Origin of the sequence: Streptomyces sp. NRRL B-24484 (assembly GCF_000717715.1) — a bacterium.
Classification (GTDB): domain Bacteria; phylum Actinomycetota; class Actinomycetes; order Streptomycetales; family Streptomycetaceae; genus Kitasatospora.
The window spans coordinates 39,461-55,815 of the sequence record NZ_JOAI01000008.1; the positions used below are offsets into that span (position 1 = coordinate 39,461).

Here is a 16,355-nt window from a genome sequence, read left to right on the forward strand (position 1 = left end):
GCACGCCCGGTTCCGTCGAGGTCTACGGGCAGCCCGCCGGGCTGCTGCACCGCTCACCGAAAGGCTCACCCTCACATGCTCACCGCCGCCCGCCTGGGCGCCTCCGCGCTGGCCGGCCTGCTGCTGGCCGCCGGCGCCGCCGCCCCGGCCCTGGCCGACACCCCGGCACCGACCCCGGTCACCCCGCCCGCCGCGCTGTACGGCAAGGGCGACCCCACCTACGACGGCGTGTGGCGCCAGTCCCTCGCGCTGACGGCGCTGGCCTCCGCGAAGGTCGTCCCGGCCGCGTCGGCGGTCTCCTGGCTGACCGGCCAGCAGTGCGCGGACGGCGGCTGGCCCTCCTTCCGGGCGGACGCGGCCGCGGCCTGCGACCCGAAGACCGAGGACAGCAACGCGACCGCCGTCGCCGTGCAGGCGCTCACCGCGCTCGGCGGCCACCAGGACGCCGTCGCCAAGGGCACGGCCTGGCTGAAGGCGAACCAGAACGCGGACGGCACCTGGTCGTACAACCCGGGCGGCCCGGGCGACGCCGACTCCACCGGCCTCGCGGTCAGCGCGCTGACCGCCGCGCACGCCGACCCGGCGCAGGTCGCCAAGGCCGGCCGCAGCGCCCTGGACGGCCTCGCCGGCTTCCAGCTGGGCTGCGCCGCCACGGCCCCCGAGCGCGGCGGCTACGTCTACCAGCCGGGCGCCGACGCCAAGGCGAACGGCCTGGCGACCGGGCAGGCCGCGCTCGCCGCCGCCGGCGGGGCGCTGCCGGTGGCCACCACCGACCGGGTGGACGCCGCACCGGCCGCCCTGGCCTGCCCCGCGGGCGGCGCCGCGACGGCCGTGCCCGCCGCGCAGGCCGCCGAGGCCGCCTCCGCGCACCTGGTCGGGCAGCTGAACGCCAACGGCCAGCACCTGATGCTGACCACTCCCGGCGCCGAGCCGGCCCCGGACCTGAACGCCACCTCCTGGGCGGTGCTGTCGCTGGTGCGCGCGGGCCACCCGCACCAGGCCGCCGGTGCGGCCGACTGGCTGGCCGGCAACGGCTACGCCTGGGCCGCGAAGGGCAAGAACGGCACCGACCCGGCGGCCGCCGCGACGCTGCTGCTGGTCGCCCGGGCCGCCAAGCTCGACCCCTACAACTTCGGCGGCACCAACCTGGTGCAGCTGCTGGCGGACTCCGGCCCGAAGCCGGCCTCGCTGCCGTCGGCGGCGGCCTCGGCCGCGTCGGCCAACCCGGACGGCACCCAGGCGCCCGGCTCCGGCATCACCGACGGCGAGGACAACGGCGGCTTCTCGCCGATCTGGCTGGTCGGCACCGGCCTGGTGGTCGGCATCGGCGGCGGGCTGATGATCAGCCTCAACCGCCGCCGGCAGGCCGCCGCGGCCGCCGCCGCGGGCACCCCGGCGAAGGACGACGGGCAGCAGTGACCGGCGCGCTGCGCCGGACGGCGGCGGCCCTGCTGGCCGCCGCCGTCCCGGCCGTCCTCCTCGTCCTGCTGCCGGCCGGGCCCGCACAGGCCGCGGACTACCGCTACTGGTCCTTCTGGAAGGGGAGCGGCGGCACCTGGGCCTACCAGCAGCAGGGCCCGGCCGTGTACGTGCCGGCCGACGGCGCGGTCGACGGCTGGCGGTTCGCGCTGAGCCCGGACGGCGGGAAGGAGGCCGCCCGGCCGGGCGGCTCCGGGGACTTCGCCGCGCTGTGCGCCGCCACCCCGGCGCAGCAGGGCCGCAAGCGGGTCGGCGTGGTGCTCGACCCCGGCACCGCCGCCGACGCCCCGAAGGGCGCGGGCGTCCCGCCCGCCGCCCGGACGGCCTGCGCCTCGGTGCCGACCGCCGCCACCTCGGCCGAGGTGCTCGCCGCCGTCGCGCCGCCGCTGCGCTACGACGGCGCGGGCATGCTGTGCGCGATCGCCGGCTACCCGCGCGCCGGCTGCGGCGAGGCGGTGGACGCCGGTGCGCCGGCCGCCTCCGGCTCGCCGTCCGGAGGCACCGGCCTCACCGGCCCGGTGGTCGGCGGCGTCCTCGTCCTGCTGCTCGGTGCCGGCGCCTGGTGGCAGCTGCGCCGCCGCCGCTGACGACCGACCGGAGACCCGCCGTGCCACGCAACCGCACCACCGCGCGCCCCGCCGTCGGCCCGCGCCACCTGCACCCCGGCGCCTGGTGGCTGTGGGCGCTCGGCCTCGCGGCCGCCGCCTCGCGCACCACCAACCCGCTGCTGCTCCTGCTGATCGGCGCGGTCGCCGGGTACGTGGTCGCCGCCCGCCGCGGCGACGAGCCGTGGTCCCGCTCGTACGGGGCCTTCCTGCGGCTCGGTCTGCTGGTGCTGGGCATCCGGATGGCGTTCACGGTGCTGCTCGGCTCGCCCGTGCAGGGCACCCACGTGCTGCTGACCCTGCCGCAGCTGCCGCTGCCGTCCTGGGCGCAGGGCGTCCGCGTGGGCGGCGCGATCAGCCTGGAGGGACTGCTGTTCGCCCTGTACGAGGGGCTGAAGCTCGCCGTGCTGCTGGTCTGCGTGGGCGCCGCCAACGCGCTCTCCTCGCCGACCCGGCTGCTGCGCGCCCTGCCCGGCGCCCTGTACGAGGCCGGGCTCGCCGCGGTGGTGGCGATGACCTTCGCGCCGAACCTGGTCGCCGACGTACGGCGGCTGCGGGCCGCCCGCCGGCTGCGCGGCCGCGACGACCGCGGCGTCGCCGCCCTGCTGAGCGTCGGACTGCCGGTGCTGGAGGGCGCACTGGAACGCTCGGTCGCCCTCGCCGCGGCGATGGACACCCGCGGCTTCGGCCGCACCGCCGACGTGCCGCGCCGCCTCGCCCGCGCCACCGCCGCACTCACCCTGCTCGGCCTGCTGGGCATCTGCGCCGCCCTGTACGGGCTGCTCGGCGCGGCCGGCAGCGGCTGGGCGCTGCCGGTGCTGCTGCTCGGGCTGGCCTCGGCCGGCGCCGGGCTGCTGCTGGGCGGCCGGCGCAGCCTGCGCACCCGCTACCGGCCCGATCCGTGGGCCGTGCGCGAGTGGCTGGTGGCGGGTTCGGGCATCGCCGTCGCCGTGCTGACCGTCTGGTGCTCCGGGCGGTACCCGGCGGCGTTCGCCCCGTCCGTGGTGCCGCCGGAGCTGCCCTCCCTGCCGCTGCCCGCCGTGGCCGCCGTGCTGATCGGCCTGGTGCCGGCCGCGGCCGCCCCCGTCCCGCCCCGGAGGAGCTCGTGATCACCTTCGAGCAGGTGTCGGTCGCCTACGCCGACGCCGCCGAGCCCGCACTGAGCGGGGTCGACCTGACCGTGCCGGAGGGCGAGCTCTGCCTGGTCGTCGGCCCGTCCGGCTCCGGCAAGTCGACCCTGCTGGGGACGGTCAGCGGGCTCGTCCCGCACTTCACCGGCGGCACCCTGCACGGCCGGGTCACCGTCGCCGGACGGGACACCCGCACCCACCGCCCGCGCGACCTCGCCGACGTCGTCGGCACCGTCGGGCAGGACCCGCTCGCGCACTTCGTCACCGACACCGTCGAGGACGAACTCGCCTACGGGATGGAGTCGCTGGGCCTCGCCCCGGACGTGATGCGGCGCCGCGTCGAGGAGACCCTCGACCTCCTCGGCCTCGCCGACCTGCGCGACCGCGCCCTCACCTCGCTCTCCGGCGGCCAGCAGCAGCGGGTCGCGATCGGCTCGGTGCTCACCGTCCACCCCCGGGTGCTGGTGCTGGACGAGCCGACCTCGGCGCTCGACCCGGGCGCCGCCGAGGAGGTGCTGGCGGTGCTGCAGCGGCTCGTCCACGACCTCGGCACCACCGTGCTGATGGCCGAGCACCGGCTGGAGCGGGTCGTCCAGTACGCCGACCAGGTGCTGCTGCTGCCCGGACCCGGCCTGGCCCCGGAGCTCGGCGAGCCGGCGGAGGTCATGGCGCACTCCCCCGTGCACCCGCCGGTGGTCGCGCTCGGCCGGGCCGCCGGCTGGTCGCCGCTGCCGCTGTCCGTCCGCGACGCCCGCCGCCGGGCCGCCGGGCTGCGCGCCCGGCTCGCGGACCGCACCCCGCCCGCGGCCGCGGCGCCGGGCGGCGAGGTGCTGGCCGCCGTCGACCGGCTGGTGGTCAAGCGCGGGCCCGTCCCGGCGCTGCGCGGCATCGGCCTGGAGCTGCGGGCCGGCGGGACCACCGCGCTGATGGGCCGCAACGGCGCCGGCAAGTCGACCCTGCTCGGCAGCCTGGTCGGCCTGCACGCCCCGTCCGGCGGCAGCGTCCGGGTCGGCGGGCTCGTCCCGCACAAGGCCCGGCCTGCCGAACTCGTCCGGAGGATCGGCCTCGTCCCGCAGGAGCCCCGCGACCTGCTCTGCACCGAGAGCGTCGGCGCCGAGTGCGCCGCCGCCGACAAGGACGCCGGCGCACCCGCCGGCACCTGCCGGACCCTGGTCGCCGGGCTGCTGCCCGGCCTGGCCGACGACCGGCACCCGCGCGACCTCTCCGAGGGCCAGCGGCTCACCCTGGCGCTGGCCGTGGTGCTCACCGCCGCGCCCCCGGTGATCCTGCTGGACGAGCCGACCCGCGGCCTCGACTACGCCGCCAAGGCCCGCCTGGTGACGGTGCTTCGCGGCCTCGCCGAGGCCGGGCACGCGGTGCTGCTGGCCACCCACGACGTCGAGCTCGCCGCCGAACTCGCCCACCGCACCGTGGTGCTGGCCGAGGGCGAGGTCGTCGCCGACGGACCGACCGCCGACGTCGTCACCGCCGCACCGGCGTTCGCCCCGCAGATCGCCAAGGTCCTCGCGCCGCAGCAGTGGCTGACGCTCCGTCAGGTCACTTCGGAGCTCGGGGAGGAACTGTGAGCACGCCGGCCGGGCCGGCCCCGCTCGGGCGGCGCTCCGGTCCGGCGCTCGCCCTGCTGTCGGCGATCGGCGTCGCCGCCTTCGGCTGGCCGCTGCTCGCCTCCCCCGGCTCCGACCTGGTCGGCCACTCCGCCGACGCACCCTGGCTGTTCGCCCTGATGCTGCCGCTGCTGCTGGCCGTGGTGGTCGCCCAGATCTCCGAGGGCCGCTCGGCGGGCGGCGGCGCCCCCGGCCTGGACGCCAAGGCCGTCGCCCTGCTCGGTGTCCTGGCCGCGGCGGGCGCGGCACTGCGGCCGCTCGGCGCGGGCACCGCCGGCCTGGAGCCGATGTTCTTCCTGATGGTGCTGGCCGGCCGGGTGCTCGGGGCGGGCTTCGGCTTCGTGCTCGGCGCGGTGTCGATGTTCGCCTCGGCGCTGCTCACCGGCGGGGTCGGCCCGTGGCTGCCGTTCCAGATGCTCGCCATGGGCTGGGTCTGCCTCGGCGCCGGGCTGCTGCCGGGCCCGGCCGCCCTCCGCGGCCGCGGCGAGCACCTGCTGCTCGCCGGGTACGGGGCGCTCGCCGCGGTGGCCTACGGCACGGTGATGAACCTGCAGGGCTGGCCGTACATCGCCGGGCAGGCGAGCTCGATCGCCTTCGTCCCGGGCGACCCGCTGTCGGCGAACCTGCCGCGCTTCGCCCTGTACTGCCTGACCACCTCGCTCGGCTGGGACCTGCCGCGGGCCGCGCTCACCGCCGTGCTCTGCCTGACGGTCGGCGGGCCGGTGCTGCGGGCGCTGCGGCGCACCACCCGCCGGGCCGCGTTCGGCGCGCCGGTGGCCTTCGCCCCGCCGGCCGGGACGCGTGCGGCAGCGGACGCCGACGAGCCCGCCGAGCAGCACTGAGGGGGGTGCGGCCGGCGGCCGCACCCCCCTCACCGTTCGGATCCCGTCAGGCCTTCGGCCCGGCGGACTGCACCACCTCGAAGGACCACAGCACCGAGTCGGCGGCGGCGGGCCGCTTCGGCGCCTCGCCGCCCCCGGCCGGCGGACCCTGGCGGTGCGCGGCCTGCATCGGCCCCTCCATCCAGGCCTTGAACGCCTCCTCGCTGGCCCACCGGGTGTACACCAGGTACTGGTCGGTGCCCTCGACCGGGCGCAGCAGCTCGAACCACTCGAAGCCGTCGGAGTTCTCCACGGCCCCGGCGCGGGCGGCGAACCGCTTCTCCAGGGTCTCCCGCATCTCGGCCGGCACGGTCAGCACGTTGATCTTCACTACGGACATGCCTCCCATCCTGCACCACCTCACACCCGGACGGCGGTCAGGCCCCGGCGCGTCCGGAGAGGACGAGCGCCCAGCCGAGGCAGCCGAAGGCGGCGGTGTTGAGCACCGCGCGGACGGTGTTCCAGCGCACCCAGGTCTGCTCGAAGGCGGCCCGGACGGCGGCCGGGTCGGTGAGCGAGCCCGGTTCGCCGGCCGCGGCGAGCCGGTCGTTGAGCGGCACGTTGACCGCCATGGTGACCACCAGCACCACCAGGTAGAGCACGGCGGCGGCGGCGATCCAGGGCAGGGCCGGCCGTCCCGTGCCGCCGAGGTGGAGGGCGCCGGCCGCGACGGTGAGCAGCAGCGCGCCGACGAAGGCCGCGGCGAACCAGCCGTTGAGGATGGCGGTGTTGATCCGCTGCATCGCCTCGACGAAGGTGTGGTCGCCGCTGCGCCCGAGGCCCGGCATCACCGAGCAGGCGAACGCGTAGAAGAGGCCCGCCATCAGTCCTGTCGCGACGGCGGCCGCGAGCAGCAGTGCCGTTGCCATGGGTCGCACCTCCGATTCCCCCCGGATCCGTGTCATGCCGTCAAGTCAACCGGCGCCCCGCCCCGCTGCCCATCGCCGAGCCGCTCACCCGCATACGCACGCGTCCAACCCCTCGGGGGCTGCTGCTTCTAGGCTTGCCGCATGAACGCAGTCGACGGACTCGCCGGCCTGCTCGCCGCGCCGCGGGCGCAGGGGGCGTTCCTGCTGCGCTCGGTGCTGGCCCCGCCGTTCGCGGTGGCGGTGCGCGACGAGGCGCCGCTGACGGTGGTCAGCCTGGTCAGCGGTACGGCCTGGATCGTTCCCGCGGTCGGCGGTCCGGCCGTGCTGGCGCCGGGCGACCTGGCGATCGTGCGCGGCCCGGAGCCGTACACGGTGGCGGACCGGCCGGAGACGCCGGTGCGGGTGGTGATCCACCCGGGGCAGGTGTCCACCGATCCGCAGGGCGTCCCGCTGTGCGAGGAGATGGACCTCGGCGGGCGGTCCTGGGGTGAGCGGGCGGACGGTGCGACGGTGATGCTGACCGGCACCTATCAGCTGCGCGGGGAGGTGAACGGGCGGCTGCTGCGGGCGCTGCCGCCGGTCGCGGTGGTGCCCGCGGACGCCTGGTCCTCGCCGCTGCCGGCGCTCCTCGGCGAGGAGATGGACCGGGACGCGCCGGGCCAGGAGGTGGTGCTCGACCGGCTGCTGGACCTGCTGCTGATCACGGCGCTGCGCGAGTGGTTCGCCCGGCCGGAGGCCGCCCCGCCGCGCTGGTACCGGGCCTCCGCGGACCCGGTGGTGGGCCGGGCGCTGCGGCTGCTGCACCGCCGGCCGGCCGAGCCGTGGACGGTGGCCTCGCTGGCGGCGGAGGCGGGGGTGTCCCGGGCGGCGCTGGCGCGGCGCTTCACCGAGCTGGTCGGCGAGCCGCCGATGGCGTACCTGACGGGGTGGCGGCTGGACCTGGCGGCGGACCTGCTGCGCGAGCCGGACGCGACGCTCGCCGCGGTGGCCCGCCGGGTCGGCTACGGCAGTCCGTTCGCGCTGAGCAGCGCCTTCAAGCGGGTGCGCGGGGTGAGCCCGCGGGAGCACCGCGCGGGCTGATCCGGCCGCCGCGGCCGGGGAAAACCGGTCGCAGCCGGGCCGCCGCGCGGCCTACCGTGCCCGGATGACCCTGGACATCGCACCCGGCGCCGGCCGGGACAGCTGGCCGGACGCCCATCTGCGGCGCCTCGTGGCGTCCTACCGCGCGGCGGGGCTCTCCGCGGCGGCCGCCGAGCGGCTGGCCGAGCAGCAGCGCGCGCAGGCGCAGACGTGGACGGTCGCGGAGATCCGGGCGGACGGCCGTCCGGTCGGCACCGTCGCCGTCGGGGTCGCGGACCGCGAGGGCACCCCGGTCGGCCGGATCGGCGAGGTGTGGACGGAGCCCGGGTACGGGCGGCTGCGCCCGGACGCGCTGGGGTGGGCCGAGCGGTGGTGCGCCGAGCGCGGGGCGGTGCGGGTCGAGGCGCGGGTGACGGGCCCGGACCCGCTCTTCGACGGGTACGCGGTGCGCGGTCAGAACCGGCTGAAGGAGCTGACCGCGGCGGCCGCGGAAGCGGGACCGGGCGCCGTGACGGCCCGTCCGATGACGGCCGAGGAGTACCCGGCCTGGCGGGCGCAGCAGGAGGAGGCGTACGTCCTCGACATGCTCCGCGCCGGTTCGCACACGCAGGAGCAGGCCCGGGCCAAGTCGGCGGCGGACTTCGCCCGGATGCTGCCCGAGGACATGGCCACGCCCGGCCAGGCCGTGCTGGTGCTGGAGGCCGAGGGGCGGACGGTCGGCACCGGCTGGCTGCACCACGGCTTCCTGCCGGGCGTCACCTTCGGCTGCTCGCTGGACGTCCTCCCCGCGGAGCGGGGCCGGGGCCTCGGCCGGGCGGCGATGGCGGCCGGCGAGCGGGCGGCACTGGCGGCCGGGGACGGCGCGCTGATGCTGAACGTCTTCGGCGGGAACACCGTGGCGATGAACCTGTACACCGCGGCCGGGTACCGGGTGGTCGAGGAGAGCCGCTCGCGGGACGTCAGCGGCGGCACCGGGGCGTAGTGGTGGCGCACCGCGGGGACGGCGGGGTGTCACCGACCGTTCATCCCGGCCGTTTCACCACCAAATAGGACAAGGCCACCGTTCGACACAGGACCTCCCTGTCCTACCCGTGCAACCTCCTGCATAATCGGGCGCGTTCGTCACACCGACCGAGGAGGACCGGCCGATGCCGGGAGAGCTCTGCCCGCTGTGCGGCACGGTCCGGACGGCCGTCGGCTGCGCGTGCGCCTCCTCGTCCCCGGATGTCACCGACACGGCCGTGCTGCCCCACATGGAGGGCCCGCCGCTGGTCAGACCCTACGTCGCCGCGGGCGGCGGCCACGGCCGGCCGTACCCCGGGCCCGGCCCGGACCCGTTCGCGACAACCCTGCTGCCGCCGGCCCCGCCCGCGGCGCGCCCCGCCGCTCCGCCGCCGCCGTCCGCACCGCCGGCCGTCCCGCCGCAGCGCCCGGCCCCCGGGGCCGGACCCGCCGCGGCCGGCGGCGGGGACCTCGGCGTCTTCGACTTCCACGGCACCCCGCGGCAGCGGCCCGGCGGCCGGGCCGAGCGGCGCGAGAGCGCCCAGCTGGTCGCCGGCCGGCGCCGCACCGCGGTGATCGCCGCCGGCCTCGGCATCGCGGTGGTCGGCGCCGGTCTGGCGCTGGCCCTGTCGCCGTCCTCGGACAAGCCGAACCTCGACCAGGCGCTGCCCGTCCCCTCCGGCACCGCCGACGTGGCGCCGCCGGACACCGGGCAGCCCGAGCCGTCGACGACCGCGAGCGCCTCGGCCGGCAGGACGTCCTCGGCCTCCCCGACGCGCACCGCCAGGGCCACCGCGAGCCGGGCGCCCGCGGCCGCGCTCAGCCCGGCCGGGTCGGCCCCGGCGAGCGCCAGCGCCGCACCGCCGGTGGCACCCAGTACCTCGGCGACGGCGCGGGTGCTCAAGCCGGGCGACTCGGGCACCGACGTCCGGGCGATGCAGCAGATGCTGATCACCGTCTCCTGCGGCGACCTCAACGTCTGGTTCGCCACCGGCACCTTCGACTCCTGGACGCAGTGGATCCTGAGCGAGTTCCAGCGGGACGCCCGGATCAAGGGCGACGAGCGCAACGGCACCCAGTACGGTCCCAAGACCCGCGCCGCCCTGGAGAAGGCCTCGGCCGACCCCAACTGCTGACGGCGGTCGGTCCGGCGGCGGGTCAGACGGGCACCAGGCCCCGGCCGACCAGTTCGAGCACCAGCACCACCGCGGCGGACTCCACGGCGAGCAGCGCGACCAGGACGAACAGCTGCACCGCGCCGGCCTGCACCGGCCCGGCGCCGCCGAGCAGCATGCCGACGAACGCGCCGGGCAGCGTGACCAGGCCCACCGTGCGGGTCTGGTCCAGCACCGGGACGAGCGCGGTGGCCGCGGCCGTCCGGCAGATCTCCAGCCGGGCGTCGCGGTCCTCGAAGCCGAGCGCCAGCGCCGCCTCCACCTCGCCGCGGCGGGTACGCAGCTCGTCCAGTGCCCGTCGGCCGGCCAGCGAGGTGGCGGTGAGCCCGCCGCCGATCAGGATGCCGGCGATCGGGATCAGCGCGATGCCCTTGTGCGGCAGCAGCCCGGTGGCGAGCAGCAGCACCAGCACCGGCAGCACCCCGGCGCCGATCGGCAGGGCGGCCCACGCCCAGCCCGGGCCGGTGGTCATCCGCCGGCCCGCCGTGCGCACCGCCACCCCGAACATCAGCAGCACGAACAGCGCGGACGTCCCCAGCGAGCCGACCACCCAGGAGATGACCAGCGCCACCACGCCGAGCTGCACCACGGCGCGCAGCCCCGCCCGCAGCACCGCGTGCCCGTGCCCGAGCCGTCCCCGGCCGGCCACCGCGACCGCCGCGGCGAGCAGCAGCGCGATCTCGACGCCCAGCAGCCAGGTGACCGGCAGCAGCTGCCCGGCCGGCGCGGCCACCGGTCAGATCCAGCTGGTGAACCACATCCGGTCCTGCCACTCCGACATGGGGATCACCTCCGCCGTGTACAGCGGGTAGAAGTAGGCGAAGCAGCCGACCACCGCGAAGACCACGAGTCCGGCGCCGGCCGCCCCCCAGATCCGGCGCCGCCGGCTGCAGCCCGCCGGGCCGAGCATCGCGCCCAGCATCTGGGCCACCGCCAGGCACAGGAACGGCACCAGGATGACCATGTAGAAGGAGAAGATCGTCCGCTCCTGGTAGCCGAACCAGGGCAGGTAGGTCCCGGCGACGCCGGCCAGGATCGCGCCGGAGCGCCAGTCCCGCCGGAACGCCCAGCGCCACAGCGCGTAGGCCAGGGCGAAGCAGGCGGCCCACCACAGCAGCGGGGTGCCGAGCGCGAGGATCTGCGAGGCGCAGCCGCCGTTCGCGGTGCAGCCGTCCTGGCCGGCGGTGAGCTGCTGCCAGTACATGGACACCGGGCGGCCCTGGACGAGCCAGCTCCACGGGTTGGACTGGTAGGTGTGCGGCGAGGTCAGGCCGGTGTTGAAGTCGTACATCTGGGCGTGGTAGTGCCACCAGCTGCGCAGCGCGGACGGCACCCAGGTCATCGGCACCTGCGGCAGCGGGAGGTCCACCACCGGGGTGCGCGGCATCGACAGGCCGGCCCGGTGGTCGGCCCAGTGCCGGTCGAAGCCGCCGTCGCTCGCGAACCAGCCGGTCCAGGAGGCGGTGTACACCAGCAGCGCGACGCCGACCGTGGAGAGCAGACCGGGCAGCAGGTCGCGGCGGAGCAGGCTGCGGGTCGGCCGGTGGGCGCCGGCCCCGCGGCGGCCGGCGCGGTCCCACAGCAGCGTCAGCACGGTGAACACCAGCAGGACCTGCAGGCCGTTCCACTTCACCGCGGCGGCGCAGCCGAGCAGGGCGCCGGCGCCGATCCGCCAGGGCCGCAGGCCGAGGCGGACCTCGTCGGCGGCCCGGCCGCCCTCGGCGCGGGCCGCGGCGAGCACCTGCCGGGTGCGGTCGCGGTCGACGAGCAGGCAGCCGAAGGCGCCGAGCACGAAGAACATCGACACGCCGTCCAGCAGGCCGACCCGGCTCATCACGAAGTGCAGGCCGTCGACGGCCATCAGCAGGGCCGCGGTGCAGCCGAGCAGGGTGGAGGAGAAGAGCCGCCGTCCGATCCGGGCGAGCATCAGCACCGAGAGGGTGCCGAGCAGGGCGACCATCACCCGCCAGCCGAAGGGGTGCAGGCCGAACACCCACTCGCCGAGCGCGATCACCCACTTCCCGAGCGGCGGGTGGGCGATGAACGCGGGCTCGGCGGTCAGCGGGATCTTCTGCGGGGAGGAGATGATCTCCCGGTTGGCGAGGTCCGGCCAGACGCCCTCGTAGCCCTGGTGCAGCAGCGACCAGGCGTCCTTGGGGTAGTAGGTCTCGTCGAAGACGAAGGCGTCCGGCTTCGCGAGGCCCCAGAAGCGCAGCAGTCCGGCGAACAGGGCGACGGCGATCGGGCCGAGCCAGTCGGCGTGCCGCAGGATCCACGGCAGCGGGCCGCGCCGGACGGCCGGCGGCGGGGCTGCGGCGGGGACGCCGGTGGCCGGTGCATGCTCGGTGACTGCCGGATGCGCCATGGTCTCCCGCCGCTCCTCGTTCGGTGTCGCGGCGGACGCGGCGGTCGCGGGCTGACGGGTCGCAGGCCCGGACTGGTGCTATGTCGCCTTTGTCGGAGTGATCCTAGCCCGGCCGCGCGGTGCCGTTGTCCACCGCGCCCGCGGTTTGACCCTCGACCTGGTCGAGGGGGCAGAGTCGGCGGTGTGGACAGCGGACTTCACAGCATCGGCGAGACCGCCCGGCTGAGCGGACTCACCATCAGCGCCCTGCGCTTCTACGACGGCGCGGGCGTGTTCGGCCCGGCCCGGGTCGACCCGCAGACCGGCTACCGCTGGTACGCACCGGAGCAGCTCGCCGACGCCCGGCTGATCGCCCGGCTGCGGCGGGTCGGCATGCCGCTCGCGGAGCTCTCGCGGGTGCTGGCCGGCGGGCCCGGCGAGGCCGCGGCCGCCCTGGACGCGCACCTGCGCCGGCTGGAGGAGGGGCTGGCGGACGCCCGCCGCGAACTGTCCACCGTCCGACACCTGCTGGAACTGAGGGAGAACCCCGTGCAGAGCACCCGACTGACCCTGCCCGCCGCCGAGCTCGCCGCCGCCCTGGACGCCGTCCGCTTCGCGGTCGGCCCCGACGGTTCGCTCCCCCAGGTGGCCGGGGTGCTCTTCGAGACCGACGGCGCGGTGCTGCGCCTGGTCGCCACCGACCGGTACCGCCTGGCCGTCTCGGAGGCCGCGCCGGGCACGGTCGAAGGGCCGGCCGTCGCCGTGCTCGCACCGACCGCGTTCGTGGACGGCCTGCGCGGCCTGCTCGCCGGCGCGGGCGACGGCACGGCCGAGCTGACGGTGGCCGAGGGCACGCTGGCCGCCGCGGCGGGCGGTCGCGAGGTGACCGGCAGTCCGGTGCCGGCCGACTTCCCCGACTACCGCCCGATGCTGCGCATGGAGCCCGTCCGCCGGGTGGAGATCGCCGCGGACGCGCTGCGCGACGGTCTCGGCACCGGGCCCGTGCGCACCGTGCGCCGGGACCAGGACGGGGTGGACTTCCCGGTCTCGGAGCTCGCCGTCTCCGCCGACGGCGTCCTCACGGTCGGCGGTGCGGCGGCCGAGGAGGACGGGCTGCGCGTCCGGGTCAACCGGGACTTCCTGCTGGAGGCGGTCGGTGCGGGCGCCCGCGGGCAGCTCGTGCTGGAGCTCGGCGGCCCGGTCGCCCCGCTGGCCGTCCGCTTCCCCGACCGTGCGGGCACCTTCTCGCTGCTGATGCCCACCGCGCCCTGAGGGGCCGGGGCCGGCCCTCGTGGAGACCGGAGGATGCAGGTACGCGGCCGTTGGGGTGAATCGCACACGGTGCGCCGAATCCGTGGAGACCGCGGCGATGTCCTCGGGCATATGCCGATCGCTCCCTACGGTGGTTCCGCCGCCCGCGGCACCCGGTCCACCGTCCGGCCCCGCGGCGGCACCACGGCGACAGGAGTCCCGCATGGCCGATCACCCCCCGCCGGCCGTGACCCCTGCCGCCGGCCGGGACGTCATCCGCCCCGCCGCGAGCGCCCGCCGTGCCGGGAGCGCGGCCGCTGCGAGGGGTGCCGGGTGATCAGCTGGCGCGCGAGCTGGTCGAGGCAGATCGCCGCCGCCACGGGAGGCAGCCCGGCGACGATGACGTCCGGCACGGTCTGCGCGACGCCGCAGACGCAGAGCCCGGTGGCGACGGCGGAGAACGCCAGGACGACCGTCCAGGCGTGCAGCGCGCGCCGGCCGTCCAGGGCCGCCCGGAGCACCGACAGGCAGCCGGCGAGCCAGGGCCCGTAGACCACGACCGGCCAGAGCGGGGACAGCCCGCCGGGCACCCGGGCGAGGGCGAGGTCCTGCAGCGGCGGGTAGGAGAGGACCCACCCCAGCACGCACACGACCGTCACCGCGACGGCGAGCGTGGTGCGGAACAGTTCGCTCAGCGCCTCCTCGCGCCGCGCCTCGGCGGCCCGCACCCGGCGCCGCTTCCGCGGGGTCCGCGGCGGCGGCGGGACGGGCCGCGGCAGGGAATCGTCGACCGGGGCGGCCTGGCTCGGCACGAAAACGCCGGAACTCCAGGCGCCGGACATTTCGACGGTCGGCGACGCATACCATCCGACGTCGGCGGCGAGCGGGCCCATCACCCCCTCACAATGGTCATCGGAACCCGAAAACAGCGGGTCATTTCCGTACGGACGAAAGAATTCCAGCAACGGGTCATGCACGGGGCGGCTCATTCCCCGCGGCGGCCGCGGAATGGGCGGCCGGCGACGCCTCCGGGACGTCGGCGGCGCGCGGCCCCGGGGGCAGTGGGGCACTGCCGGGAACGGCGAACCGGCATTCCAGGCGGCGCAGCGTCCGGAGGAAGTCGGCGAGGATCCGGGAACAGTGCCACAGGACGACGCGCCGGCCGTTGCGCACCAGGTAGCCGGTCTCCACGTCACCCGCGGCGTTCTGCCGGTCCGGGACGAAGAGCCAGGCACCGAGGCTGCAGATCGGGTCGCGCTCGGAGCTGTGCGGGGTGGCTGGGTCAGGCATGGGAATCACACCACGGTCAACGAAGCGATCTTCCACCCGGGTGTGCGGAATTCGGGCGACATTCCGTATGAACGCCCGTGCGCGCTCTGCGGATCTCCTCGCAGGTGGTGCGGTCGAGCATATGCGCAACACCGCTCGCCGAATTTTCCCATCCGTGCGGCGCGCACCGCGGTTGTGCCACGCCACGCTCTCCGAAATTACCCGGACGCCACGCACCGGAGGAACGTTTCCTCTGATTCCGATCTTCAAAGCGGTGCTGTAGGGTCACTCTCTTGCAGCGTTCCATCGCGAATTATCAGCCGATGTGGCCGGCAAGCCTGCACGTAGGGGGTTTGGGTTGCTCAGCACGAACGAATACCTGGATGTCCGGCGGCTCCACGGCCAGGGGTGGTCGATCTCGGCGATCGCCCGGCATCTCGGACGGGACCGCAAGACCGTCCGGCGGTACCTGTCCGGGAACCGCAAACCCGGGGTGCGCACCCCGGCCGAGGACGTCTTCCTCTCCTTCCTCCCGTACTGCCGCCTGCGGCTGGCGGACGACCCGCACCTGCCGGCGACCGCGCTCCTCGACGAGATCACCGACCTCGGCTACCGCGGCGGCTACTCGACCTTCACCCGGGCCCTGCGCAGACACCGCCTGCGCCCGCCCTGCGGACACTGCCACCTCGGCGTCCCCGGCGGCGCGACGGACGGACCGGAGACCGACCAGGAGGAGATCCGGTTCGGCTGGACGGACCTCGCCGAGTCCCGGCCCGGCTGGGACGGCGGCACGAAGGCCCATCTGCTGACCGGCTCGCTGCGCCGGTCCCACCGCTGGCGCGGGGTCCTCCTCGACAGCGACGACTTCCCGCAGGTGCTGGAGGCCGTCGACCACCTGCTGCGGCGGCTCGGGGGCACCGCCCCGCGGTGGCGCTTCGACCGCGCCGCCCCCGTCCGGTGCCCGACAACCGGCCGGCTGGCCAAGGAGTTCGCGCCGGTGGGGCGGTACTACGGGGTGGAGATCGAGCTGGAGGCCGTCGGCCCCACCGCCGAGGAGGAGCGGCGCACCGCGGCCGCCGGGCAGCACTGGCGCAGCGTCGTCGACGACCTCGGTCCGCGCGCGGCGCAGCAGATCCTCGACCGCCTGGCGGCGTGGTCCGACGACCGGCTCCCGGCCGGCGACGGCGGGCCGTCCGCCGCCCCTGCGCTGGGCGCGCTGCCGCCGACGCCGTTCCCCGCCTGCGTACGCACCCTCCGCACGGTCGACCAGCGCGGCCTCGTCCACTTCCGCGGCAACCGCTACGCCGTTCCGCCCGACCTCGCCGGGGCACTGGTGGAGGTCCGGCACCGGCTGGACGAGCCGCGGCTGTCGATCACCGCGTCGAGCGGTGCGGTCATCGCGCGCCACGTGCTGGCCCCGCGCGGCGCGGGCCGGACGGTGGCCGACGGCGACACGGTCTTCGTGCTGGAGCGTCCGCCCCGCACCGTCCCGTCCGGTTCGGCGGGCTGTCCGGACACCGGGGTCCGCCGCCCGCTGTCCGCGGAGGCGTCCGCCGAGGCCGAGGCGCTGCGCGGACAGTACGGGCGTGCCGCGCCGGCGGGGCCGGTGCGCCGCGCTCCGGGCGCCCCGCGCCGCGGCTGACCT

General features: G+C 76.6%; 16 protein-coding genes. 10 read left to right on the forward strand and 6 right to left on the reverse strand.

What is annotated here, in order from left to right; all coding sequences use genetic code 11:
* Positions 1-75: 75 nt before the first annotated feature.
* The 5 genes from IE98_RS0109580 to IE98_RS0109600 are packed head-to-tail and all read left to right on the forward strand — an operon-like array spanning position 76 to position 5,681.
* Positions 76-1,419 carry a prenyltransferase/squalene oxidase repeat-containing protein gene (locus tag IE98_RS0109580; protein WP_052390338.1) on the forward strand — a complete coding sequence of 448 codons (1,344 nt, stop codon included), beginning with the start codon at positions 76-78 and terminating at the stop codon, positions 1,417-1,419.
* A complete protein-coding gene (locus tag IE98_RS0109585; RefSeq protein WP_234443475.1) occupies positions 1,416-2,066 on the forward strand; it encodes an SCO2322 family protein in 651 nt (216 codons plus the stop codon). Before IE98_RS0109580 ends, IE98_RS0109585 begins: the two co-directional genes overlap by 4 nt.
* Positions 2,067-2,086: 20 nt before the next feature.
* Positions 2,087-3,193, forward strand: coding sequence for a cobalt ABC transporter permease (locus IE98_RS0109590; protein WP_052390339.1), 1,107 nt, complete (start codon positions 2,087-2,089; stop codon positions 3,191-3,193).
* The gene (locus IE98_RS0109595) at positions 3,190-4,800 is read left to right on the forward strand and encodes an ABC transporter ATP-binding protein (protein WP_030267335.1); all 1,611 of its coding nucleotides are present in this window, start codon (positions 3,190-3,192) and stop codon (positions 4,798-4,800) included. The genes IE98_RS0109590 and IE98_RS0109595 overlap by 4 nt, the downstream gene beginning before the upstream one ends.
* Entirely contained in the window at positions 4,797-5,681 is an 885-nt protein-coding gene (locus IE98_RS0109600; protein WP_052390340.1) for an ECF transporter S component, read from the forward strand. The genes IE98_RS0109595 and IE98_RS0109600 overlap by 4 nt, the downstream gene beginning before the upstream one ends.
* A 46-nt stretch (positions 5,682-5,727) precedes the next feature.
* Here IE98_RS0109600 and IE98_RS0109605 read toward each other — a convergent pair whose 3' ends face one another.
* Positions 5,728-6,060, reverse strand: a complete 333-nt coding sequence (locus tag IE98_RS0109605; RefSeq protein WP_030267341.1) for an antibiotic biosynthesis monooxygenase family protein — start codon at positions 6,058-6,060, stop codon at positions 5,728-5,730.
* Between the two features lie 37 nt (positions 6,061-6,097).
* Positions 6,098-6,589, reverse strand: coding sequence for a DUF1772 domain-containing protein (locus tag IE98_RS0109610; RefSeq protein ID WP_030267344.1), 492 nt, complete (start codon positions 6,587-6,589; stop codon positions 6,098-6,100).
* A 141-nt stretch (positions 6,590-6,730) separates the two neighbouring features.
* Here IE98_RS0109610 and IE98_RS0109615 point away from each other — a divergent pair, with 141 nt between their 5' ends.
* The 3 genes from IE98_RS0109615 to IE98_RS0109625 all read left to right on the forward strand — a co-directional run bounded on the left by IE98_RS0109615 (position 6,731) and on the right by IE98_RS0109625 (position 9,807).
* Complete coding sequence (locus IE98_RS0109615; RefSeq protein WP_030267347.1) at positions 6,731-7,669, forward strand: AraC family transcriptional regulator; 939 nt, start codon at positions 6,731-6,733, stop codon at positions 7,667-7,669.
* A 64-nt stretch (positions 7,670-7,733) separates the two neighbouring features.
* Complete coding sequence (locus IE98_RS0109620; RefSeq protein ID WP_030267350.1) at positions 7,734-8,651, forward strand: GNAT family N-acetyltransferase; 918 nt, start codon at positions 7,734-7,736, stop codon at positions 8,649-8,651.
* A 166-nt stretch (positions 8,652-8,817) separates the two neighbouring features.
* A complete protein-coding gene (locus tag IE98_RS0109625) occupies positions 8,818-9,807 on the forward strand; it encodes a peptidoglycan-binding domain-containing protein (protein WP_030267352.1) in 990 nt (329 codons plus the stop codon).
* A 22-nt stretch (positions 9,808-9,829) separates the two neighbouring features.
* Here the strand turns inward: IE98_RS0109625 and IE98_RS0109630 are convergent, their stop codons facing one another.
* On the reverse strand, positions 9,830-10,579 hold the full coding sequence (locus IE98_RS0109630) for an ABC transporter permease (protein WP_234443476.1): 750 nt from the start codon (positions 10,577-10,579) through the stop codon (positions 9,830-9,832).
* A gap of 3 nt (positions 10,580-10,582) precedes the next feature.
* Positions 10,583-12,211: a dolichyl-phosphate-mannose--protein mannosyltransferase gene (locus tag IE98_RS0109635; RefSeq protein WP_078660888.1), complete on the reverse strand. Its 1,629-nt coding sequence runs from the start codon at positions 12,209-12,211 to the stop codon at positions 10,583-10,585.
* A gap of 183 nt (positions 12,212-12,394) precedes the next feature.
* Between IE98_RS0109635 and IE98_RS0109640 the strand changes: the two genes are divergently transcribed.
* On the forward strand, positions 12,395-13,462 hold the full coding sequence (locus tag IE98_RS0109640) for a MerR family transcriptional regulator (protein ID WP_030267359.1): 1,068 nt from the start codon (positions 12,395-12,397) through the stop codon (positions 13,460-13,462).
* Between the two features lie 251 nt (positions 13,463-13,713).
* On the opposite strand, the gene IE98_RS0109645 is transcribed toward IE98_RS0109640, so the two are convergent.
* Both IE98_RS0109645 and IE98_RS0109650 read right to left on the reverse strand, forming a co-directional pair.
* Positions 13,714-14,253, reverse strand: coding sequence for a DUF2637 domain-containing protein (locus IE98_RS0109645; protein ID WP_159400867.1), 540 nt, complete (start codon positions 14,251-14,253; stop codon positions 13,714-13,716).
* A 157-nt stretch (positions 14,254-14,410) separates the two neighbouring features.
* Positions 14,411-14,731: a hypothetical protein gene (locus IE98_RS0109650; protein WP_030267364.1), complete on the reverse strand. Its 321-nt coding sequence runs from the start codon at positions 14,729-14,731 to the stop codon at positions 14,411-14,413.
* A gap of 337 nt (positions 14,732-15,068) precedes the next feature.
* On the opposite strand from IE98_RS0109650, the gene IE98_RS0109655 reads away from it, so the two are divergent.
* The gene (locus tag IE98_RS0109655; RefSeq protein ID WP_052390343.1) at positions 15,069-16,352 is read left to right on the forward strand and encodes a Mu transposase domain-containing protein; all 1,284 of its coding nucleotides are present in this window, start codon (positions 15,069-15,071) and stop codon (positions 16,350-16,352) included.
* Positions 16,353-16,355: the final 3 nt, after the last annotated feature.

Coding starts and splice junctions, on each gene's coding strand:
- IE98_RS0109605 (WP_030267341.1), bottom strand. CDS start 6,060: ATGTCCGTAGTGAAGATCAACGTGCTGACCGTGCCGGCCGAGATGCGG.
- IE98_RS0109650 (WP_030267364.1), bottom strand. CDS start 14,731: ATGCCTGACCCAGCCACCCCGCACAGCTCCGAGCGCGACCCGATCTGC.
- IE98_RS0109610 (WP_030267344.1), bottom strand. CDS start 6,589: ATGGCAACGGCACTGCTGCTCGCGGCCGCCGTCGCGACAGGACTGATG.
- IE98_RS0109580 (WP_052390338.1), top strand. CDS start 76: ATGCTCACCGCCGCCCGCCTGGGCGCCTCCGCGCTGGCCGGCCTGCTG.
- IE98_RS0109620 (WP_030267350.1), top strand. CDS start 7,734: ATGACCCTGGACATCGCACCCGGCGCCGGCCGGGACAGCTGGCCGGAC.
- IE98_RS0109635 (WP_078660888.1), bottom strand. CDS start 12,211: ATGGCGCATCCGGCAGTCACCGAGCATGCACCGGCCACCGGCGTCCCC.
- IE98_RS0109625 (WP_030267352.1), top strand. CDS start 8,818: ATGCCGGGAGAGCTCTGCCCGCTGTGCGGCACGGTCCGGACGGCCGTC.
- IE98_RS0109615 (WP_030267347.1), top strand. CDS start 6,731: ATGAACGCAGTCGACGGACTCGCCGGCCTGCTCGCCGCGCCGCGGGCG.